Source organism: Methanothermobacter sp. KEPCO 2, assembly GCF_041228365.1.
GTDB classification, from domain to species: Archaea; Methanobacteriota; Methanobacteria; order Methanobacteriales; family Methanothermobacteraceae; genus Methanothermobacter; species Methanothermobacter marburgensis.
The window spans coordinates 745,141-762,525 of sequence record NZ_CP166185.1 but is presented as its reverse complement, the minus strand read 5'-3'; the positions used below and the strand labels follow the sequence as shown (position 1 = coordinate 762,525).

Below are 17,385 nucleotides of genomic sequence, written 5' to 3'. Positions count from 1 at the left end.
CCCAATAATAATACGGGGGTTGTTTAAATGTCAGATACGGTGGTTTTTGTTAAGGAGAGCGGAAACAAAAATAAGGGCGAAAACATCTTTGAAATAAACCAGAGCAGGGTCCGGATGAAGGAAAAACAGAAAGGTACACTCTCAATAACCTTTGAAAGTCCGGATAAGGGGGACATAGAGGCCGCAATGGCATTTTTTGAATCAATGACCGACATGGAACCTCTCACAATGAACATTGCAGATACCGGTGAGGTTAAGGCCTACTTCAAGGGGACAGCACCCTTCAGTCAGACCGAAGAGGAGGGAATGACGGTCTACACCTACGGTGTGACCATCCAGGAACTGCAGGAGTAAAAATTTAAATTCATTTTTTAAATTTTCATTGGTCCTTTGGGTAGGTCCACTCCTCAAAGATCTTGTAGATTTTGTCAGGGTCACTGAAAACCTCTGTTTTGTCCATCCGTGATATCCTCTTCACGTGTTCAACGTCCTCCCTGGTTATTTTGAGTTCCAGTTTCTTACCGTTTGGAAGTGTCGTGATGACCTTCCCCTCACTGTAATCCGATGGCATGATGTAGACAGGGACAGAGGCCTTCTGGGCCATTATAACGGCATTTGTAACCAGGGTATCCCCTATCCTCAGGGATATCTTGGCTGTGCTGTTGGAGGTGCAGGGAGCCACAAGTATGAAGTCATACTTACCAAGCTGGACCTGGCCTGCAAGGAAGGGTGAATTGGCGTTTATCTCAACCCATTTTCTGTCAAAGCTGGTCTCAAGGTCCCTGTAGAGGCCATAGTACTTGACAACCTGGTCACCTGCCTTGGATATGAAGACGTCGATTTTGATACGGTCCCCATAGATCTTTTTGATGTCCTTCATTATTTCGTAGGTTTCAGTAAGCTTTTCCCCCGCCCCGGTGATACACCAGGCAACAGTCAGTTTTTCAGTCATGGTTCATAATATGTTGGAACTTATTAATCAAATTTGGGTTGCATATGATGGCATGATCATGATGATAAACAGTTCGCATCATCAAGATTCCCAGGACAATTGCATATGATGGCATGATCATGGTGATAGCATGGAGAGCTTTGACCCGGGATCTGAGGATAAATCGACGATTCCATGGTCTGGCATTCAGCCAGGAAAAACCTTGAAGTGGGATTCAGGGATTTTGAAATGATTTCATGACCATTAAACTCTAAAAAATTAATAAGTACTTTTAATACCTTAAATGGCCTACTGCACAGGGGCACTGAAATTACATTTCAGTAGCTGATGTGGTGTCCAGCTAAAGTCACCTTCTTATAAATTCCAGAGCCTATGAAGCGCCCTGGCTACGCTTATGTCAATCCACGATCACACCATCAAGTATCCTTATGGTTCTTGAGGCCATCTCAGCCACATGGGGCTCATGGGTGACAACAACAAGGGTAACCCCCTCCTCATCCTGAAGCTTCTGGAGCATCTGGAGTATATTTCTGCTTGTCTTTGAGTCAAGAGCCCCCGTAGGTTCATCCGCAAGGATTATTGACGGGTTATTGGCCAGGGCCCTGGCAATTGCAACCCTCTGGCGTTCACCACCAGAGAGTTCCGTGGGCCTCCGGTCAGCCTTATCCCCCAGACCCACCTGTTCAAGGAGCTCCATTGCACGCTCCTCCATGTTAACATGCTTCACAGCAAACATGGGTATCTCAACGTTCTCGAGGGCAGTGAGGCTGGGTATGAGGTTATGCAGCTGGAACACGAAGCCTATCTCCTCGGCCCTTAAACGACTCAGGTCCCTCTCCTCTGAGAGATCCCTTCCAGCGACCTTGATGGTGCCTGAGTCAGGGACATCAAGGGCGCCTATCATGTTGAGGAGGGTGGATTTACCTGAACCAGATGGCCCCATGATTGAGATAAACTCACCCATCTCAACTTCAAGGTCAACACCATTAAGGGCCCTTATCTTACCCCCGTCAAAGCTCTTTTTAAGGTTTCTCACCTCTATGGCCTTCATGGAACCACCTACTCGTACCTCAGTGCTTCAGTGGGGGCGAGCCGTGATGCCCGGTAGGCAGGGTACAGTCCACCGAGAACACCCACGCTGAGGGCGACTGCAAAGGCCCTCATGAAGATCTCAGTGCTGTATACTGGCTCTATGAATCCCCTCATTCCAAGCTCAAGGAGCACCTGTATGGCTGCAACACCAAGCACTGAACCCACAATACCGGCGATAACAGTCAGAACCACAGATTCCCCGAGTATCATAACGAGAATCCTGCGGTCCCTCCAGCCAACGGCCTTCAGAACTCCAATCTCCCTTGTCCTCTCAAATACAGACATTATCATGGTGTTTATAACTCCAATTCCACCTATTATTATGGCGAGGAGTGATATGGCCCAGGTTGCGGTGTCAATGGTCTGCAGGCCCTGGTCAACGCTCTGGAGGTCCTCAAGTGAGGCTATGGTTGTGAGGTCACTGTAACGTTTCTCGATGCGGTCTGTGACGTCCTCCACCCTTGAATTTCTGGTCATCTTAACGTAGATCATGGTGACCTTACCCTCCTTCTCCTCTATTTTCTGGAGCTTTTTGAGTGAAATAAAGGCCCCTCCGTCCTGCTGCATGTCACCGGATTCAAATATCCCGACGATACTGTACTCACGGTTCTTTATCTTTATTGTATCACCAACACCCTTGCCATGGTTCTCTGAGGCCACCTTACCGATTATGACCTCATCTGCATCTGGATCCGTGAGGGTCCTGCCGGCAGTTATCTTTATCTGGCTCATGTTTATCTTGGCAGGGTCTATACCTATCAGTACAAAGTAGGGGTTGTCGTCAAGGGGCTGTACAGCCATGAGTATTCCAACGGCGTCCTCAACCCCGCTCACGTTCCGCACCTTATCCACGTATTCCTCATCTATCTTGCTGAAGAACATGTCCGAGACATTGGACTCCACAATCGTGAAGTCGGCGCCACCCGCCTTGAGGGTGTTCTCTGTTGATGCCTTCAGGCCCTCGGTTATCACTCCAAGGGTTACAATGGTTGCAATTCCAATCGCGATACCTGTTATTGCAAGTAGACTCCTTGCACGGCTTCTGAACGGATTCTTCAGAATGAGTGTTATGAACCTCATGTTTAGGTATATGAAGCCGAACCTTAATAATGTTGACTAATCCAAAAAATAAATAATTTGAGGGGTTTCAGGACACTTTTTCTGATTTCAGGGATTAAAATGGCAAATATTAAAAAATAGGTGGTTTTCAGGACATCTTTCCTGCCCTTAGAACCTCAAATGCGTCCAGGTCCACAGTGCCGATGGTGCTGTAACATTCAGCTTCTGGCATCTTCTCAAGCTCTTCCATGCTTATGTACTTCATTTTATCAAGGCCACGGATAAAGTACCTGAACTGGGGTCCAAGCCTCTCCCTCAGCCTGTAACCCTTTCCAATGTTTATGAAGTACCTTCTTTTCACCTCATATTCCCCGGTGAGTTCATGGATTCTGTTAAGAAGCCTCCTTGTTGGGTGCCTGTAGGTGCCGTTCTCCATCGCTATTACAATGTCCACAGGGACACCGAGTTCATCCGCAAGTTCCCTCTGGGTTTTACCCGCACTGATCCTGTAACCCAGCACAAGAAATTTCAGTTCATCTTCACTCATAATTCCACCTCCGTTGAATTTATTATGAGACCCACCTTATAAATACTTTTTTATAAAAAAATATTATTAAAATTTAAATTAATTGAATAAATGTAATAATTATATTCAAAATTTATATTATAAATGATTATATCCATGACTGTGACAATATTTAATAGTTGAATAACACTGGGTAACAGTGAATAATATGAACATGGAGTAGATTATTAACTGGTGGTGGGATCATGGGACCTGAGTCATGGGTGATAATAGCTGCCATATGCCTCATAGGCGAAATGCTGACAGCAGGATTCTTTCTTCTCTGGTTCGCCTTCGGGGCACTGGCAGCAGCGGCACTTGGATACATTGGATTCGATACAACGGTACAGTTTGTTACATTCATCGTTGTTTCAGTTATCCTCCTTGGTATTTCGAGGCCATTCGCCGCGCGCATAACAGGAGAACCATCAAAGAAAGCGGTTGCAGATAGACTCATAGGAAGAGAGGGAACCGTGACAGAGGCAATCACACCCAGGAGCTCTGGTCTTGTGAGGGTCGACGGTGAAACCTGGAGGGCAAGGTCAGACGTGGATCTTAAAGAGGGTGACATGGTGAAGGTGAAGGCAATTGAGGGAGTTAAACTCGTCGTTGAAAAACTGGAGGAATGAAAGATGCTGCTTGAAATAATAATTGTACTTGTACTCCTTGTACTGGCATTCAAGAGCCTGAAAATACTTAGACCCTACGAGAAGGGTGTTGTTGAAAGACTCGGTAAATATCAGAGGACAGTCGAAAGCGGCCTCGTGGTTATAATCCCCTTCATAGAGGCCATAAAAAAGGTTGACATGAGGGAGCAGGTGGTTGATGTACCACCACAGGAGGTTATAACCAAGGACAACACAGTCGTTGTTGTGGACTGCGTCATATTCTATGAGGTGGTTGACCCCTTCAATGCGGTCTACAACGTGGTTGACTTCTACCAGGCCATAACCAAGCTGGCCCAGACGAACCTCAGGAACATAATAGGGGACCTTGAACTGGACCAGACCCTCACATCAAGGGAGATGATAAACACCCAGCTCCGTGAGGTCCTGGATGAGGCCACAGACAAGTGGGGTACCAGGGTTGTCCGTGTGGAGATACAGCGCATAGAGCCACCGGGAGACATAGTTGAGGCCATGTCAAAGCAGATGAAGGCCGAACGCATGAAGAGGGCGGCCATCCTCGAGGCAGAGGGTTACAAGCAGTCAGAGATAAAGAGGGCTGAGGGTGATAAACAGGCAGCCATCCTCGAGGCAGAGGGTAAGGCTGAGGCCATAAAGAAGGTTGCAGACGCCAACAAGTACCAGGAGATAGCCATAGCAGAGGGTCAGGCCAAGGCCATACTCTCGGTTTTCAGGGCAATGCACGAGGGGGACCCGACGAATGATATAATAGCACTCAAGTACCTTGAGGCCCTTGAGAAGGTTGCCGATGGAAGGGCCACAAAGATACTTCTCCCTGTGGAGGCCACAGGCATTCTGGGTTCAATTGCAGGGATCTCAGAGATGCTCTCTGACCCCTCAAGGGCATCTGAAAAAATATCGAAAAAATCTGAGCCATCAGAAGCAGATAAAAAATCAGAATCCCCAGAATTTCAGGAAAAACAGTGAATAATCACCTTTTATTTTTTTAGCTGGTGTTAGTTATAAATATCAAGCTGAACATAATAAGATTCGGGAGGTGTAAGGTATGAAAGAGGATGTTTTCTATGGAAAGGGCATGGTCCATGTGAAGGAGGACTATCCTGATATCTACGAGGCAGTTGTTAAACTCAACGAGGCCGCCTACACAGGGAAGGTTCTTGACTACAAGACACAGAAACTCATAGCCCTCGGGATAACAGCTGCAAACTCAGATGACCGTGCAGTTAAAAAGCAGATACAGAGTGCCATAAATGAATTTGGTGTTACAAGGGATGAGATTGTTGACGTTCTCCGTGTTGTTCTCCTCACATCAGGTAACCCACCATTTGTTAAGGCAATGAGGATTCTTTATGAGGTCCTTGGGGACTGATTAAATTCTTTTTTTAAATTAAAAAGGTCATATTCAGTTTTTTATTAATCAGCTCTTGAAAATCACCTTTTGCAAAAATAAAATAGAGAATAAGTATTCTTAAAATTTAAAAATAGAAAAGAAGTATTTTTTTATTTATCTTGTTGTGAATGCTGATTTGAAATCCGCTGCCATCATGTTACCGCTGCTGGTCTTAACTGCAGTCCTTGGAACAGTTATGATGTACCTTGTACGGGCACTCCAGCTCCCCACGGGTGTTATGATGAGCCTGTTACCGATGATTCTCTTACTGATGGGCTTCAGCCGGCCGGCGGATGTTTTTACAGTTATTGATCTGTAGCTGGGGCCGGCAAGTATGCTGTTACTGAATATTATGACAATTGCCCTGGTCCTTGAAACACCTGTTGCACCACTTCTGGGATCAATGGCTGTTACTGCAATGGCAGATGTGAAATGTGATGTGAATTCCATTTCCAGGGTGTTCCCTGCAATATTTTCTATGGCATTCAAGGGTATTCTGACTGTGAACTTAACACCGGGATCCCAGCCCCCAACGGGTGTTATGATGAGCCTGTTGCCGCTTATACTCTGGATGATTGATTTCAGAGCACCTGTAGATTTTCTGACTGTTATGCTGTAATAGTTAGTTCCGGCTATGATAATGGAGCTGAAGGTTATTACAAGGCTTTTTGTCCTTGAAATGCTCATGGAACCGTTTGGGGGATCCATGGATACCACTTTAAGTTTTTGCAGAGGATCTTTGATGAGGGGAAGGCTGTCGACTCCGCCGCTAAAGGTGTAGGGAGTGTCCCCAAAGTTATCCCCATTTTCATCATTCCCGGTGTAGTCGCTCCAGTAGTTACCTCCAGTGGGTGGCGTGAGATTGAAAAGATTGGTTAAATCACCTTCATTTTCCGCCTGAATACCATTGTATATGAAGCTGTTTCCATAGATCCTGTTACTCTTGCTGTAAGTTGATATAAGTAATCCCACGGAATTGTTCAATAAAAGATTACCATAGATTGTATTGAATGAACCTGTGACATGTATGCCCCTATTGCCGCTAAAGCTTATTTTATTTCCCAAAATGGTGTTGTTACTGGAATAGTGTATAAAAATACCATCATACCTGGCCATGTGTATCCTGTTACTCTGAATAGTGTTTTTACTGGACTGCAACAGGAAGATACCATAGTCATCATCGCTTATGTTGCAGTTCTCGATCCTTGAACTGTTTGTATTTGCAAGTATTATTCCGTTACCACATTTTGAGAGGGCAACGTTTTTTATGGTTACATTCCTGCAGCCCACGAGTGCAAGGTAGCCCATTTGGATTCCATTGTAGACCCTGTTGGAGATTCCAGTGAGATAATAGACTGGTTTACCGTCAATGGTATTTGAGGTATCTATGTTCTGGATAAAATGGCCAACTGAGTTGTCCCCTCCCCCAATTTTAATGGCTCTAGATGCGTTGATGATGGAGTTACCCCTTAAGACACTGTTGAGTGAGGTCAGAAGGCAAATAGCATTCTCTGTTATGTCCTCTATTCTGTTTTCTCTGATTACATTTGAAGGTGAGAACCCAGCTTCGATTCCGTTGAGACAGTTTCTTATAATGTTACTGGAAATTGTGTTTTCAGCTGAGGATTCAAGAGAAATTCCAGATCCCTCACTGCTTATATTATTTCTGGATATAATGTTCCTGTTTGATGATATTAGAACTATTCCACCAGTATTATCAGTTATTTCATTTTCCTGGATCACGCTGTTATCGGAGTCAATTAGCCAGATTGCTATATCGTTGTGTCTTATGACGTTCTTTGTCAGGTTACACCAGCCAGCAGATGAATATATTCCATGAGTACCATTGATCAGTGTAAATCCATTTATTTTCGATCCGTTGGCAATTATATTTATTACAGGTTCTCTTTCACGCCATCCATCTATTATTACGGTTTCATTTGCTTTCAGAGTTAAATTTTCTCTGTTTATCACTATGTTTTCTTCGTAAGTTCCAGCGTCCACCACTATAGTATCCTGGGCTTCACTATCGTCTATAGCCTCCTGGATTGTCATATAAGTTTTTCCGGTTCTTTCATTCCGTGAAACAGCTGCTGAAGTTCCAGAAAAAAACAAAACAAACAAAAAAGCCATAACCAGCAAAGAGCAAAATTTGACGTACTTCACATTCAACCCCCCGAAACAAACACTGTATTATATATACCTCCATTTGGATATAGATTAGCACCAAAATCAATAACCGGTAACATATGTTATGGTATTTAAAATGGTTTTTTGATTTTATGGATCATCTGCATCATGTTTACCGGATCTAAATTCCAGCTTAATCTAGTTTAATGGACTTAAATTAAGACATACACAAATGGTTAATGACACTAAAATCGTGTATAAAAAGATTTTTTCATGGAATCCACAGTAAACTTTTTAAGTGACCACATCAAATGTAGTAGTACATAAACCGCTATTTTTAAGGGATACGATCCCATGGATGTGGCGTAAAGCCGAACAAAATAGAGGTGTAAATAATGTACAAATATGTTAAAGACGCATGGAAAAATCCAAAGGACTCCTATGTAAGGGAGCTTATGTGGGAAAGGGCCCCAAAATGGAGAAGGGACCCTGTAATTAAAAGGATTGAAAGGCCAACAAGAATAGACCGTGCAAGATCACTTGGTTACAAGGCAAAACCTGGATACATAATCGTGAGGACACGTGTGAGGCGCGGTAGCCAGAGAAAAACAAGGTTCAAGGCAGGTAGAAGACCCAAGAGAATGGGTGTTAAGAAGATCACAACTGCAAAGAGCATAAAGAGGATCGCAGAGGAAAGGGTTGCAAGGAAATACCCCAACATGGAGGTCCTCAACTCCTACTGGGTCTGGGAGGACGGAAAATACAAGTTCTATGAGGTCATCCTTGTTGATCCAAACCACCCTGCAATAAAGAATGACCCCAAAATAAACTGGATCTGCGAAAAGCAGCACAGGGGACGTGTGTTCAGGGGCCTCACAAGTGAAGGTAAGAAGAACAGGGGCCTCCGAAACAGGGGTAAAGGGGCTGAAAAGGTAAGGTAAAGCCCCACTTAATTAATTTTAGAGGAAAATGATACACAACATCTCCTACCGTCTCATGGTTTACGGTACCGAGGACGAGGAAAAGGTCCTTGAGGCCCTCAGAAACATAATACCCGGAGCAGCACCTGAAAGGGAAATGGCAGAGGGCTACCATGGAAACCCCATCACGGTTTTAAGGGGCAGGGTGGACCGCAGAAGGGCTCTGAGAGAATTCATGGAAAAATTCATTGAGGTCTTCAGGGGCAGAATGGATGAACTCGAGGACCGTTTCGATGAAAACGGTAACCTGTTCATCCGCCTGGATAAACAGGAGGCCCTTGAGGGGATCTGGAAACCTGTAAGGCACGGTGATGCAATACACCTCAAGATCAAGGTGGAGGCCTACCCTGCAAAGAGGGATGTTGCAGCTGAGAATATAAGGAAATTACTTGAATAACTGGGTCATCCAGCCAGATGAATTCTTTAACTTCCATTAGATGCTCAAATAACCGATTTCAGCAGGGTTCAGATGAAATCCTTTGACTTCAAGGAGGATGCTCGAATAACTGGGTCATCCAGGCAGATGAAATTCTTTGACTTCCACATCCAGGCAGGGGACCATGATTCCAGTCTGAGACTTCTTAGTGAGGCTTCCCGTCTCGGTTACCAGGGGGCTGTCCTGGTATGCCCTTATGAGACCTACAGCCGACTCCAGGCAGAGATTGAACTCCTGAGGGATAACCCTGAAATCAGGGGCCTTGAGGTGGCAGCCGGTGTCATGATAAACGCCTCGAAGCCCCAGGATATGAGGCGCAAGGTTAACCGCTTCAGGAGGAAGGCCGACGTTGTATACGTTTCAGGGGGTGACCTGAAGGTGAACCGCGCCGCCTGTGAGAACCCCCAGGTGGATGTCCTCTCTGCACCCTACTCCTCAAGGAGGGACGCTGGCATGAACCATGTCCTTGCAAGGGAGGCTGCAAGAAACAGGGTTGCAGTTGAACTTGTCACCACTGATATCATGGGCTCATGGCTCAAGGTAAGGGCGAGGGTTCTTGAGTACTTCAGGGACATCCTTAAACTCCACAGAAAATTCGATTTTCCACTCTTACTCTCAAGCAGGGCATCATCAATATATGACCTCCGCACACCCCGTGACCTCATAAACCTTGCAGGATGCTTTGGCATGGATCCCCAGGAGGCCGGGAGGGCGCTATCATCAACACCATCATCCATAATCGAATACTCACGCAAACGCCCCCTTATGATTGCAGATGGTGTGAGGCTTGTGGAGGATGAGGAAGAGGACTGAACACAGCCAACGGAAGAACTGGAATAGGAAGGAAAGGCTTGTGGATTACGAAGAACAGGACTGAACCCCGGTGAAGACATGAGAATGAAGATACTCCCCCCCACACTCAGGAACCCAAAGAGGTACATCGCCTTTGAACTGATATCTGAGAGGGAGCTCTCAAGGGATGAAATCGTATCCCTCATATGGGACAGCTGCCTCAAACTCCACGGTGAATGTGAGACATCAAATTTCCGTTTATGGCTCATGAAACTCTGGCGATGTGATTTTCCGGATGCAGTAAGGATGAGGGGGGTGCTTCAGTGCCAGAGGGGTTACGAGGGAAAGGTCATGGCTGCCCTCACAGCGGCACACCACCACAGCGGGGCAAGGGTGGTATTCCATATACTGGGACTCTCAGGGACGGTGCGCTCTGCAACACAAAAGTTTATTAAACCTTCCAAGAAAGATAAATACTGACTGATTTGTTCACATGTTTCATGATTACCAGATTTATCCATCAATAAAGAGAGGTTAGAAAAATGCAACCACTTCAAAGTGCAGGATATGATAGGGCCATTACGGTATTCAGCCCGGATGGCAGGCTATTCCAGGTGGAGTATGCAAGGGAAGCAGTTAAGAGAGGAACCACTTCTCTGGGAGTAAAATCAAAGGAAGGAATAGTTCTTGTTGTGGACAAAAGGCCCACAAGTAAACTGGTTGAGCCAAAATCCATAGAAAAGATATTCCAGATAGATGAACACATAGGGGCCGCAACATCTGGGCTGGTGGCAGATGCAAGGGCCATAATTGAAAAGGCAAGACTCGAGGCCCAGATAAACAGGATAACCTACAATGAACCCATAAGGGTTGAAAGCCTTGCCAAGAAGATATGTGACATGAAACAGATGTACACCCAGCATGGAGGTGTCAGGCCCTTTGGAACGGCCCTCATAATAGGTGGTGTAAACGGGAAGGGCTGCAGACTCTTTGAAACAGACCCCAGCGGGGCCCTAATAGAGTACAAGGCCACAGCCATAGGGGCCGGTAGGCCAGCGGCCATGGAGGAATTTGAGAAGAAATACACCGATGACATGAACCTTAACCAGGCAATAGAACTGGCCCTTGATGCGGTCTATGAGGCAACAGAGGGTAAAACAACACCTGAAAGTGTTGAGATAGCTGTTATAGAAGCCGCAGATAAGAAGTACAGAAGGCTTCCTGATGATGAGATCAGGGACCATGTTGAGGAACTCCTGATCAGGAAGGAAAAGGAGGAAGAGGAGTAAAAAATGGTCAGCCTTGAAGATGCGGTTATCGCCCGGCTCGAATCCCATGGCGAGCGATTCGAAATTCTAGTGGACCCTGACCTTGCAGCTGAATTTCGGAGAGAGGATTCAGAGGTCAGTGTTGAGGATGTTCTGGCGGTCCAGGAGGTCTTCAGGGACGCCAGAAAGGGTGATAAGGCATCTGAGGAGGCCATGAGGAAGGTCTTTGAAACAGCAGATCCTCTTGAGGTAACACCCATAATACTTCAGAGGGGGACAATACAGCTCACTGCAGAACAGAGAAGACAGATGATAGAGGATAAACGCAAAAAAATCATCAGTAAGATTGCACGTGAAGCTATAAACCCCCAGAACGGACTTCCTCATCCTCCAAAGAGGATTGAAAAGGCAATGGAGGAAGCAAGGGTTCACGTTGATCCATTCAAAACAGTTGATGAGCAGGTCAACATTGTCCTGAAGGCCATAAGGACCAAGATACCCATAAAATTCGAGAAGGTCACCGTTGCCATAAAGATACCCGGCGACAGGGCCGGCCCAGCCTACGGCGTGATATCCAGTTTCGGGAAAATAAAGAATGAGGAATGGCAGAGTGACGGGTCATGGATAGCGGTGGTTGAGATACCGGGGGGTCTTCAGGATAGTTTCTACCAGAAAATCAATGAACTCACCGGCGGTAACGTTGAAACCAGGATTATCAAGTAAACCCTCCTCTCCTTTTTCGCCTTCAAAAAACAGGGAGGCATAATGTGTTACTCGTAAATGAAAAGGACCTGGTTGTCCCAGGTCAGGTTCTGGCAGAAAATGATTACTACCCAGGCAGGGGAACCTTCAAAGAGGGCAAAAAAATATGTTCGTCATTTGTTGGACTTGTTTCTGTCAGAAATAAGAAGATAAATGTGATACCACTTCAGAGCAAATACATCCCCAAGAGGGGAGATGTGGTGATCGGCGAAATCACGGATATAAGGTTCTCAATGTGGGGCCTCGATATAAACTCCCCCTACAGCGGGCTCCTGCCAGCATCTGAGGTTTTCGGCAAGGAGAAAAGGGAACTTGAGAACGTCTTTGAAATAGGCGACGTGCTCCTTTTAAGGGTAGTTGATGTGGACGAGGTCAAGAAGGTTAAACTGGGCCTTAAGGGCCGCGGGCTTGGAAAGTTCAGGGACGGAATTTTGGTATACATAACACCAACAAAGGTTCCAAGGCTCATAGGCAAAAGGGGATCCATGATAAACATGGTCAAGGAGAAGACACACTGCGATATCGTTGTGGGCCAGAATGGAGTCGTCTGGATAAAGGGCGAACCCGACATGGAGCGGATAGCCGAGAGGGTTATATTGATGATAGACCGTGAGGCCCACACATCAGGACTCACAGACCGCGTAAGGGAACTTCTGGACAGACTAACGGGCACTGAACCCACTGAGCTGGATGAGGATGACGGGTCTGAAGTGGTTGAAGCAGAGACCCCAGTTGAGGATGCTGAAGAGCTGGAAGAAGAAACAGAAAACCCTGATGAAGTAGAAGAAGATGAAGAGGAATTATCCGAGGGCGAAGAATCAGGGAATGAAGAAGTTGAGGATGAAAATAATTCCGAAGAACCGAGGTGATTTGTATCATCACACAGGATCAGCTGAAAACCTCCCCCAGTGTCAGGGAGGACGGAAGGGCATTTGATGAACTCAGGCCCCTGAAAATTGAGGCAGGAATACTTGAAAGGGCTGACGGTTCATCCTACCTTGAATTTGGAGGCAACAAGATACTTGTAGCTGTTTACGGGCCAAGGGAGGCACAGATAAGGAAGCTGCAGCGACCTGACCGGGCAGTTATAAGGTGCAGGTACAACATGGCACCATTCTCTGTTGAGGAGAGAAAGAGGCCGGGTCCCGACAGGCGCTCTGTTGAGATTTCCAAGATAACCGCGGAGGCCCTTAGGCCTGCACTGATACTTGAAAAGTTTCCAAGGTCCGTCATAGACGTCTTCATAGAGGTCCTTGAGGCAGAGGGCGGTACAAGGTGTGCGGGCATCACAGCAGCATCCGTGGCCCTTGCAGATGCCGGGATACCCATGAGGGACATGGTTGTCGCCTGCGCCGCAGGTAAGGTAAACGACCAGGTTGTCCTTGACCTCTCTGAGGAGGAGGACAAGGCCGGACAGGCAGATGTACCGGTTGCAATCCTACCAAGGACACGTGAGATCACACTTCTCCAGAGCGATGGAAACCTGTCAGAGGATGAATTTGAAAGGGCCCTTGACCTGGCAGTGGAGGGTTGCCTCAGAATACATGAGGTTCAGAAAGAGGCCCTCAGAAAGAGGTATGGTGAATAAAATGGATATAATACCTGAAATTACAAGAAAAAGCATAACAGACCTTATAAATAACAAGGAGAGAATTGATGGAAGGTCACTCCATGAGTTCAGGGACATATCCATTGAAACAGGGGTGATATCCAAGGCTGAGGGTTCCTCAAGGGTCAAACTCGGCAACACACAGATAATAGTTGGTGTCAAGCCGCAGATAGGCGAACCATTCCCTGACACCCCTGAGATGGGAGTGATACTCACAAACTCCGAACTACTACCAATGGCATCACCAACCTTTGAGCCGGGACCCCCTGATGAGCGTTCGGTTGAACTCTCAAGGGTTGTTGACCGCTGCATAAGGGAGAGTCAGATGATAGACCTTGAAAATCTCTGCATAATAGAGGGTAGCAAGGTCTGGATGCTCTTCCTGGACCTTCACATAATCGACTACGATGGCAACCTCTTTGATGCCGCGGTACTTGCCACTGTGGCAGCGCTCCTGGATACAAGGATACCTGCAGCGGAGGTTGAGGATGGTGAGGTCCTGGTTGACAGGGAGAACATGCAGCCACTCCCCATCAACAGGAAGGCCCTCATGTGCACCTTTGCAAAGATTGGTGATGAGATAATACTGGATCCCTGCCTTGAGGAGGAGGACATACTCACTGCAAGGCTGTCCATAGGGGTGACAGAGGATGGCTCCATATGCGCCATGCAGAAGGGCGGTGAGGGAGCCCTCACAAGGAATGATGTCCTGAGGGCGGTTTCCATTGCAAGGGAGAAGGTGCCCCAGCTCATCGAGTACCTTGATAAGTCAATGGCACCATGAATCCCCTGGAGAAATCAGAGGTCACCATATTCCGGTGGCTCTGTTCTCATGAGGAGTTATGGTTGGGATGAATCGGAGGTCACCATATTCTGGTGGCTCCCCAAATCTTAAATACTCGCCTTACAATACCTATAACATCATATTTACTGGAGTGATAAAATGGCAAGAACAAAGAAAGTTGGTATTACAGGACGTTTCGGTCCACGTTACGGTCGTAAAGCTAAAAGAGCTGTCAAGAAGATTGAAGAAGAGATGAAGAGGAAGCACGTATGCCCCAGCTGTGACAGGCCAGGTGTTAAAAGGGAGAGCAGGGGCATATGGAAGTGCAGAAAGTGTGGCGCTGTATTCACAGGCGGCGCGTACCTGCCTGTAACCCCGATGGGTAAAACAGCGGCCCGTAACATCAAGAGGATAGTTGGAGGTAAGTAGATTGTACCGCTGCGCCCAGTGCGGAACCCTGATCGACCCCAAGAAGTACATGGAGAATAAGTGCCCGAGGTGCAGGTACAGGATCCTCTTCAAGGAGGTGCCTCCTGTTAAGAGGACCATAAGGGCACGGTAGGATGCTTCTTACAACATCCAGGAAGCCTTCCCAGCGAACAAGGTCGTTTTCTCAGAGGCTCTCCAGGATAATGGGCTGGAGATATGTCAACAGGGGCAAGATGAGTATCAGGGACGTGCTCATCGAGGCATCAGGACCCGTGGCTCTTGTATCTGAAAGACACGGAAACCCCTCCCGGATAACGTTCCTTGGTGATAGGGGGGACGAGAGGGGATACATCCTGTTCAACCCATCCTTTGACATCAGGGGATCAGAGCGGGATTCTCCTGCTGCAGGGATAAGATCATGCCCCCCTGAGCTTAAAGGTATCTGCAGGATCATGGGCCTTGAGGTTGATCCCGGGGCATCAGGGAGCGTCTGGGAACTCAGGGAGGGCGAGGATTACCCCTGGGTTATGGAGTTCTTTGATGCCACTGGCGAACCTGCAGGGTTCAAACTGCTGATAAGGGACTTTAAGGCCGGTGAGTGATGTGGGTCTTAAGAGAATTCAGGGATTCATTGACATATCCACAGGAAACCCTGAATCCGCTTCAGTGGTTTACAGGGCAGTTAAGCCAGAGTTCATGGATTCTCCATCAGGGAGGTCTTCAGTTTCAGTGGACCTTGAGGATGGCCGGATAACCATAAGTATCAGTGCCCGGGACCCGGCATCATTCAGGGCGGCCCTAAACTCGTCGCTTCGCTGGGTGAGGCTCTCACTGGATATGATGGAACTAATTTCTCCAGATAAACAGGATTCATGATTGAATTAATGAAAGGTGATAATATGGAACTTCCACAGAATGTACAGCACCAGCTGGCCCAGTTCCAGCAGCTGCAGCAGCAGGCACAGGCAATATCTGTGCAGAAACAGACGGTTGAAATGCAGATTAATGAAACACAGAAGGCCCTTGATGAACTCTCAAAGGCTGCAGATGACGCTGAGGTATTTAAGAGTTCAGGAAACATCCTTATAAAGGTAGATAAGGGTGAAATCACTGCTGAACTTGAGGAAAAACTTGAAACTCTCCAGTTAAGGGAGAAAACCATCCAGCGACAGGAAGAACGTGTGATGAAAAAGCTGCAGGAGATGCAGGTTAACATCCAGGAAGCCATGAAGGGCGCCGGGATCAATCCAGGGATGGGTAACTAATTGAGCCTTAAAAAACTCAGTGACAGGGATCTGGATGAGATATCCAGTTTCCTTTATAACACCATTTCTGATTTTATACTTGAGAGGGTCTCAGCAAAGGAGATAGTTGATATTGAGATAACTGTGAGCGTTGAATACACCGACAGGCTGGATGTTGATATCACCGCCGAGCTTCATCTCGACGAACTCTCAGATGCAGACCCCCGAATTGTTGACGAGGCAGTGGATGCTGCTTACGAGGCACTGGAGTCATTCCTTGAAGGGTACAGGGAATGATTAGACTACGGGCTTTTCATAATTATTTAGGCTGATTAATTAATACTAAGATCTGGATCATTTAAATATAAGTAATAATTTTATTTCAAAAAGTATTTATATATCCTGTGCCAACCATCATATGAGCATGAATTCCTCCTAGCTTACCAGAGTAAGCCAGCTCAACAGGGCATCCAGCTACAATCCTTTCGCTCAAAAAAAATGTCATCTGATGCCCTGTTCCTCCTCTTTTCTAATCAAAATAAGATTTGATATCTACTCCAGGCATCAGTATTGAAGTACTCTGTGGGTTTTAAAGGGTTCTGCATGTGGATTGTGCTGAGTTTATCTGGACTTCCAACAGGTTTAAGGGGTTTTTCCATGTGGACCGTGTTGAGTTCGTTCCCGGTGTCAAGGGTCACCCTGTAGCCCATGGAGAGCCAGAATTCAAGTGCACCCCTCACATGTTTGTGTGTATGGAGGTACATCCTCCTGTACCCCATTCTGGCTGCATGGGCCTCTGCGATACCAACAAGGAGTGACGCGATCCCCCGTCTCCTGTAGTCCTCATGCACAAAGACCCTCCACAGACCTGCTGCTGTCTCAGGATCATAACTGAAGCCCTCAAATTCACGGTCATAGGCGCGGAGTCCCAGGGTCCCGATTACCTTTCCACCCAGAGAGGCAGAGATGAAGGTGTTCCCCGGTGGATTGAGATAGTGTTCCCTGAATTCCATGATATCCCGGTGGTAATCGGGTATGTACCCGTAGCCAAATTCCCGCCTGATCATATCAAACAGGAATCTTCTTATGGATTCAATTTCACTTTCTGTTTGGGGAATGGTAATCAGAATAATATCAACCACCATTCAGTATTAATTTTTAAGGGCATGCATGCTTCATAGTAATACCTGATTTCGTACACATATTATATATGCTGTGAAGTCTTATAAAGACTGCTGTTTAATTA

General features: G+C 46.6%; 25 protein-coding genes. 19 read left to right on the top strand and 6 right to left on the bottom strand.

Annotation, left to right across the window (positions count from 1 at the left end; translation table 11 throughout):
* Window positions 1-27 precede the first annotated feature (27 nt).
* Entirely contained in the window at window positions 28-354 is a 327-nt protein-coding gene (locus tag AB9H23_RS04055) for a hypothetical protein (RefSeq protein ID WP_321212090.1), read from the top strand.
* Window positions 355-379: 25 nt separating this feature from the next.
* Here AB9H23_RS04055 and afpA read toward each other — a convergent pair whose 3' ends face one another.
* From afpA to AB9H23_RS04035, 4 genes are all read right to left on the bottom strand, one after another.
* Window positions 380-952, bottom strand: a complete 573-nt coding sequence (gene afpA / locus AB9H23_RS04050; protein WP_300488881.1) for an archaeoflavoprotein AfpA — start codon at window positions 950-952, stop codon at window positions 380-382.
* 397 nt (window positions 953-1,349) lie between these two features.
* Entirely contained in the window at window positions 1,350-2,003 is a 654-nt protein-coding gene (locus AB9H23_RS04045) for an ABC transporter ATP-binding protein (RefSeq protein WP_013295901.1), read from the bottom strand.
* 8 nt (window positions 2,004-2,011) lie between these two features.
* A complete protein-coding gene (locus tag AB9H23_RS04040; RefSeq protein WP_321212089.1) occupies window positions 2,012-3,124 on the bottom strand; it encodes an ABC transporter permease in 1,113 nt (370 codons plus the stop codon).
* A gap of 127 nt (window positions 3,125-3,251) precedes the next feature.
* Window positions 3,252-3,650, bottom strand: coding sequence for a helix-turn-helix transcriptional regulator (locus tag AB9H23_RS04035; RefSeq protein WP_321212088.1), 399 nt, complete (start codon window positions 3,648-3,650; stop codon window positions 3,252-3,254).
* A 224-nt stretch (window positions 3,651-3,874) separates the two neighbouring features.
* Here AB9H23_RS04035 and AB9H23_RS04030 point away from each other — a divergent pair, with 224 nt between their 5' ends.
* The 3 genes from AB9H23_RS04030 (at window position 3,875) to AB9H23_RS04020 (ending at window position 5,684) form a co-directional block, all read left to right on the top strand.
* Window positions 3,875-4,297: an NfeD family protein gene (locus tag AB9H23_RS04030; protein WP_321212087.1), complete on the top strand. Its 423-nt coding sequence runs from the start codon at window positions 3,875-3,877 to the stop codon at window positions 4,295-4,297.
* Window positions 4,298-4,300: 3 nt separating this feature from the next.
* Window positions 4,301-5,281 carry an SPFH domain-containing protein gene (locus AB9H23_RS04025; protein WP_321212086.1) on the top strand — a complete coding sequence of 327 codons (981 nt, stop codon included), beginning with the start codon at window positions 4,301-4,303 and terminating at the stop codon, window positions 5,279-5,281.
* 79 nt (window positions 5,282-5,360) lie between these two features.
* Window positions 5,361-5,684: a carboxymuconolactone decarboxylase family protein gene (locus tag AB9H23_RS04020; protein ID WP_013295896.1), complete on the top strand. Its 324-nt coding sequence runs from the start codon at window positions 5,361-5,363 to the stop codon at window positions 5,682-5,684.
* Window positions 5,685-5,819: 135 nt separating this feature from the next.
* Here the strand turns inward: AB9H23_RS04020 and AB9H23_RS04015 are convergent, their stop codons facing one another.
* Window positions 5,820-7,871 carry a NosD domain-containing protein gene (locus AB9H23_RS04015; protein ID WP_321212085.1) on the bottom strand — a complete coding sequence of 684 codons (2,052 nt, stop codon included), beginning with the start codon at window positions 7,869-7,871 and terminating at the stop codon, window positions 5,820-5,822.
* A 359-nt stretch (window positions 7,872-8,230) separates the two neighbouring features.
* Between AB9H23_RS04015 and AB9H23_RS04010 the strand changes: the two genes are divergently transcribed.
* The 15 genes from AB9H23_RS04010 to AB9H23_RS03940 all read left to right on the top strand — a co-directional run bounded on the left by AB9H23_RS04010 (window position 8,231) and on the right by AB9H23_RS03940 (window position 16,436).
* Window positions 8,231-8,776, top strand: a complete 546-nt coding sequence (locus tag AB9H23_RS04010; protein ID WP_370005704.1) for a 50S ribosomal protein L15e — start codon at window positions 8,231-8,233, stop codon at window positions 8,774-8,776.
* 28 nt (window positions 8,777-8,804) lie between these two features.
* Window positions 8,805-9,212: an RNA-binding protein gene (locus AB9H23_RS04005; protein ID WP_321212083.1), complete on the top strand. Its 408-nt coding sequence runs from the start codon at window positions 8,805-8,807 to the stop codon at window positions 9,210-9,212.
* Window positions 9,213-9,284: 72 nt separating this feature from the next.
* On the top strand, window positions 9,285-10,064 hold the full coding sequence (gene rnp3, locus AB9H23_RS04000; protein ID WP_321212082.1) for a ribonuclease P protein component 3: 780 nt from the start codon (window positions 9,285-9,287) through the stop codon (window positions 10,062-10,064).
* A gap of 84 nt (window positions 10,065-10,148) precedes the next feature.
* Window positions 10,149-10,523 (top strand): ribonuclease P protein component 2, encoded by a 375-nt coding sequence (rnp2, locus tag AB9H23_RS03995; RefSeq protein ID WP_370005937.1) that lies wholly within the window; start codon window positions 10,149-10,151, stop codon window positions 10,521-10,523.
* 62 nt (window positions 10,524-10,585) lie between these two features.
* Complete coding sequence (psmA, locus tag AB9H23_RS03990) at window positions 10,586-11,332, top strand: archaeal proteasome endopeptidase complex subunit alpha (protein ID WP_013295890.1); 747 nt, start codon at window positions 10,586-10,588, stop codon at window positions 11,330-11,332.
* 3 nt (window positions 11,333-11,335) lie between these two features.
* Window positions 11,336-12,034: a ribosome assembly factor SBDS gene (locus tag AB9H23_RS03985; protein WP_300476340.1), complete on the top strand. Its 699-nt coding sequence runs from the start codon at window positions 11,336-11,338 to the stop codon at window positions 12,032-12,034.
* Between the two features lie 44 nt (window positions 12,035-12,078).
* Window positions 12,079-12,942: an exosome complex RNA-binding protein Rrp4 gene (gene rrp4, locus AB9H23_RS03980; protein ID WP_321212080.1), complete on the top strand. Its 864-nt coding sequence runs from the start codon at window positions 12,079-12,081 to the stop codon at window positions 12,940-12,942.
* Window positions 12,939-13,661, top strand: coding sequence for an exosome complex exonuclease Rrp41 (rrp41, locus tag AB9H23_RS03975; RefSeq protein WP_321212079.1), 723 nt, complete (start codon window positions 12,939-12,941; stop codon window positions 13,659-13,661). The genes rrp4 and rrp41 overlap by 4 nt, the downstream gene beginning before the upstream one ends.
* A complete protein-coding gene (gene rrp42 / locus AB9H23_RS03970) occupies window positions 13,651-14,466 on the top strand; it encodes an exosome complex protein Rrp42 (RefSeq protein WP_321212152.1) in 816 nt (271 codons plus the stop codon). The genes rrp41 and rrp42 overlap by 11 nt, the downstream gene beginning before the upstream one ends.
* A gap of 159 nt (window positions 14,467-14,625) precedes the next feature.
* Window positions 14,626-14,895 (top strand): 50S ribosomal protein L37Ae, encoded by a 270-nt coding sequence (rpl37A, locus tag AB9H23_RS03965; protein ID WP_010876320.1) that lies wholly within the window; start codon window positions 14,626-14,628, stop codon window positions 14,893-14,895.
* Between the two features lies 1 nt (window position 14,896).
* Window positions 14,897-15,028, top strand: coding sequence for a DNA-directed RNA polymerase subunit P (locus AB9H23_RS03960; protein WP_048901205.1), 132 nt, complete (start codon window positions 14,897-14,899; stop codon window positions 15,026-15,028).
* 1 nt (window position 15,029) lies between these two features.
* Window positions 15,030-15,497: a Brix domain-containing protein gene (locus AB9H23_RS03955; protein WP_370005700.1), complete on the top strand. Its 468-nt coding sequence runs from the start codon at window positions 15,030-15,032 to the stop codon at window positions 15,495-15,497.
* 1 nt (window position 15,498) lies between these two features.
* Window positions 15,499-15,771: a KEOPS complex subunit Pcc1 gene (locus AB9H23_RS03950; protein ID WP_321212077.1), complete on the top strand. Its 273-nt coding sequence runs from the start codon at window positions 15,499-15,501 to the stop codon at window positions 15,769-15,771.
* A gap of 23 nt (window positions 15,772-15,794) precedes the next feature.
* The gene (locus AB9H23_RS03945) at window positions 15,795-16,160 is read left to right on the top strand and encodes a prefoldin subunit beta (protein WP_147671820.1); all 366 of its coding nucleotides are present in this window, start codon (window positions 15,795-15,797) and stop codon (window positions 16,158-16,160) included.
* A complete protein-coding gene (locus AB9H23_RS03940; protein WP_321212076.1) occupies window positions 16,161-16,436 on the top strand; it encodes a DUF3194 domain-containing protein in 276 nt (91 codons plus the stop codon).
* Window positions 16,437-16,672: 236 nt separating this feature from the next.
* Here AB9H23_RS03940 and AB9H23_RS03935 read toward each other — a convergent pair whose 3' ends face one another.
* Entirely contained in the window at window positions 16,673-17,206 is a 534-nt protein-coding gene (locus tag AB9H23_RS03935) for a GNAT family N-acetyltransferase (RefSeq protein WP_321212075.1), read from the bottom strand.
* Window positions 17,207-17,385 lie beyond the last annotated feature (179 nt).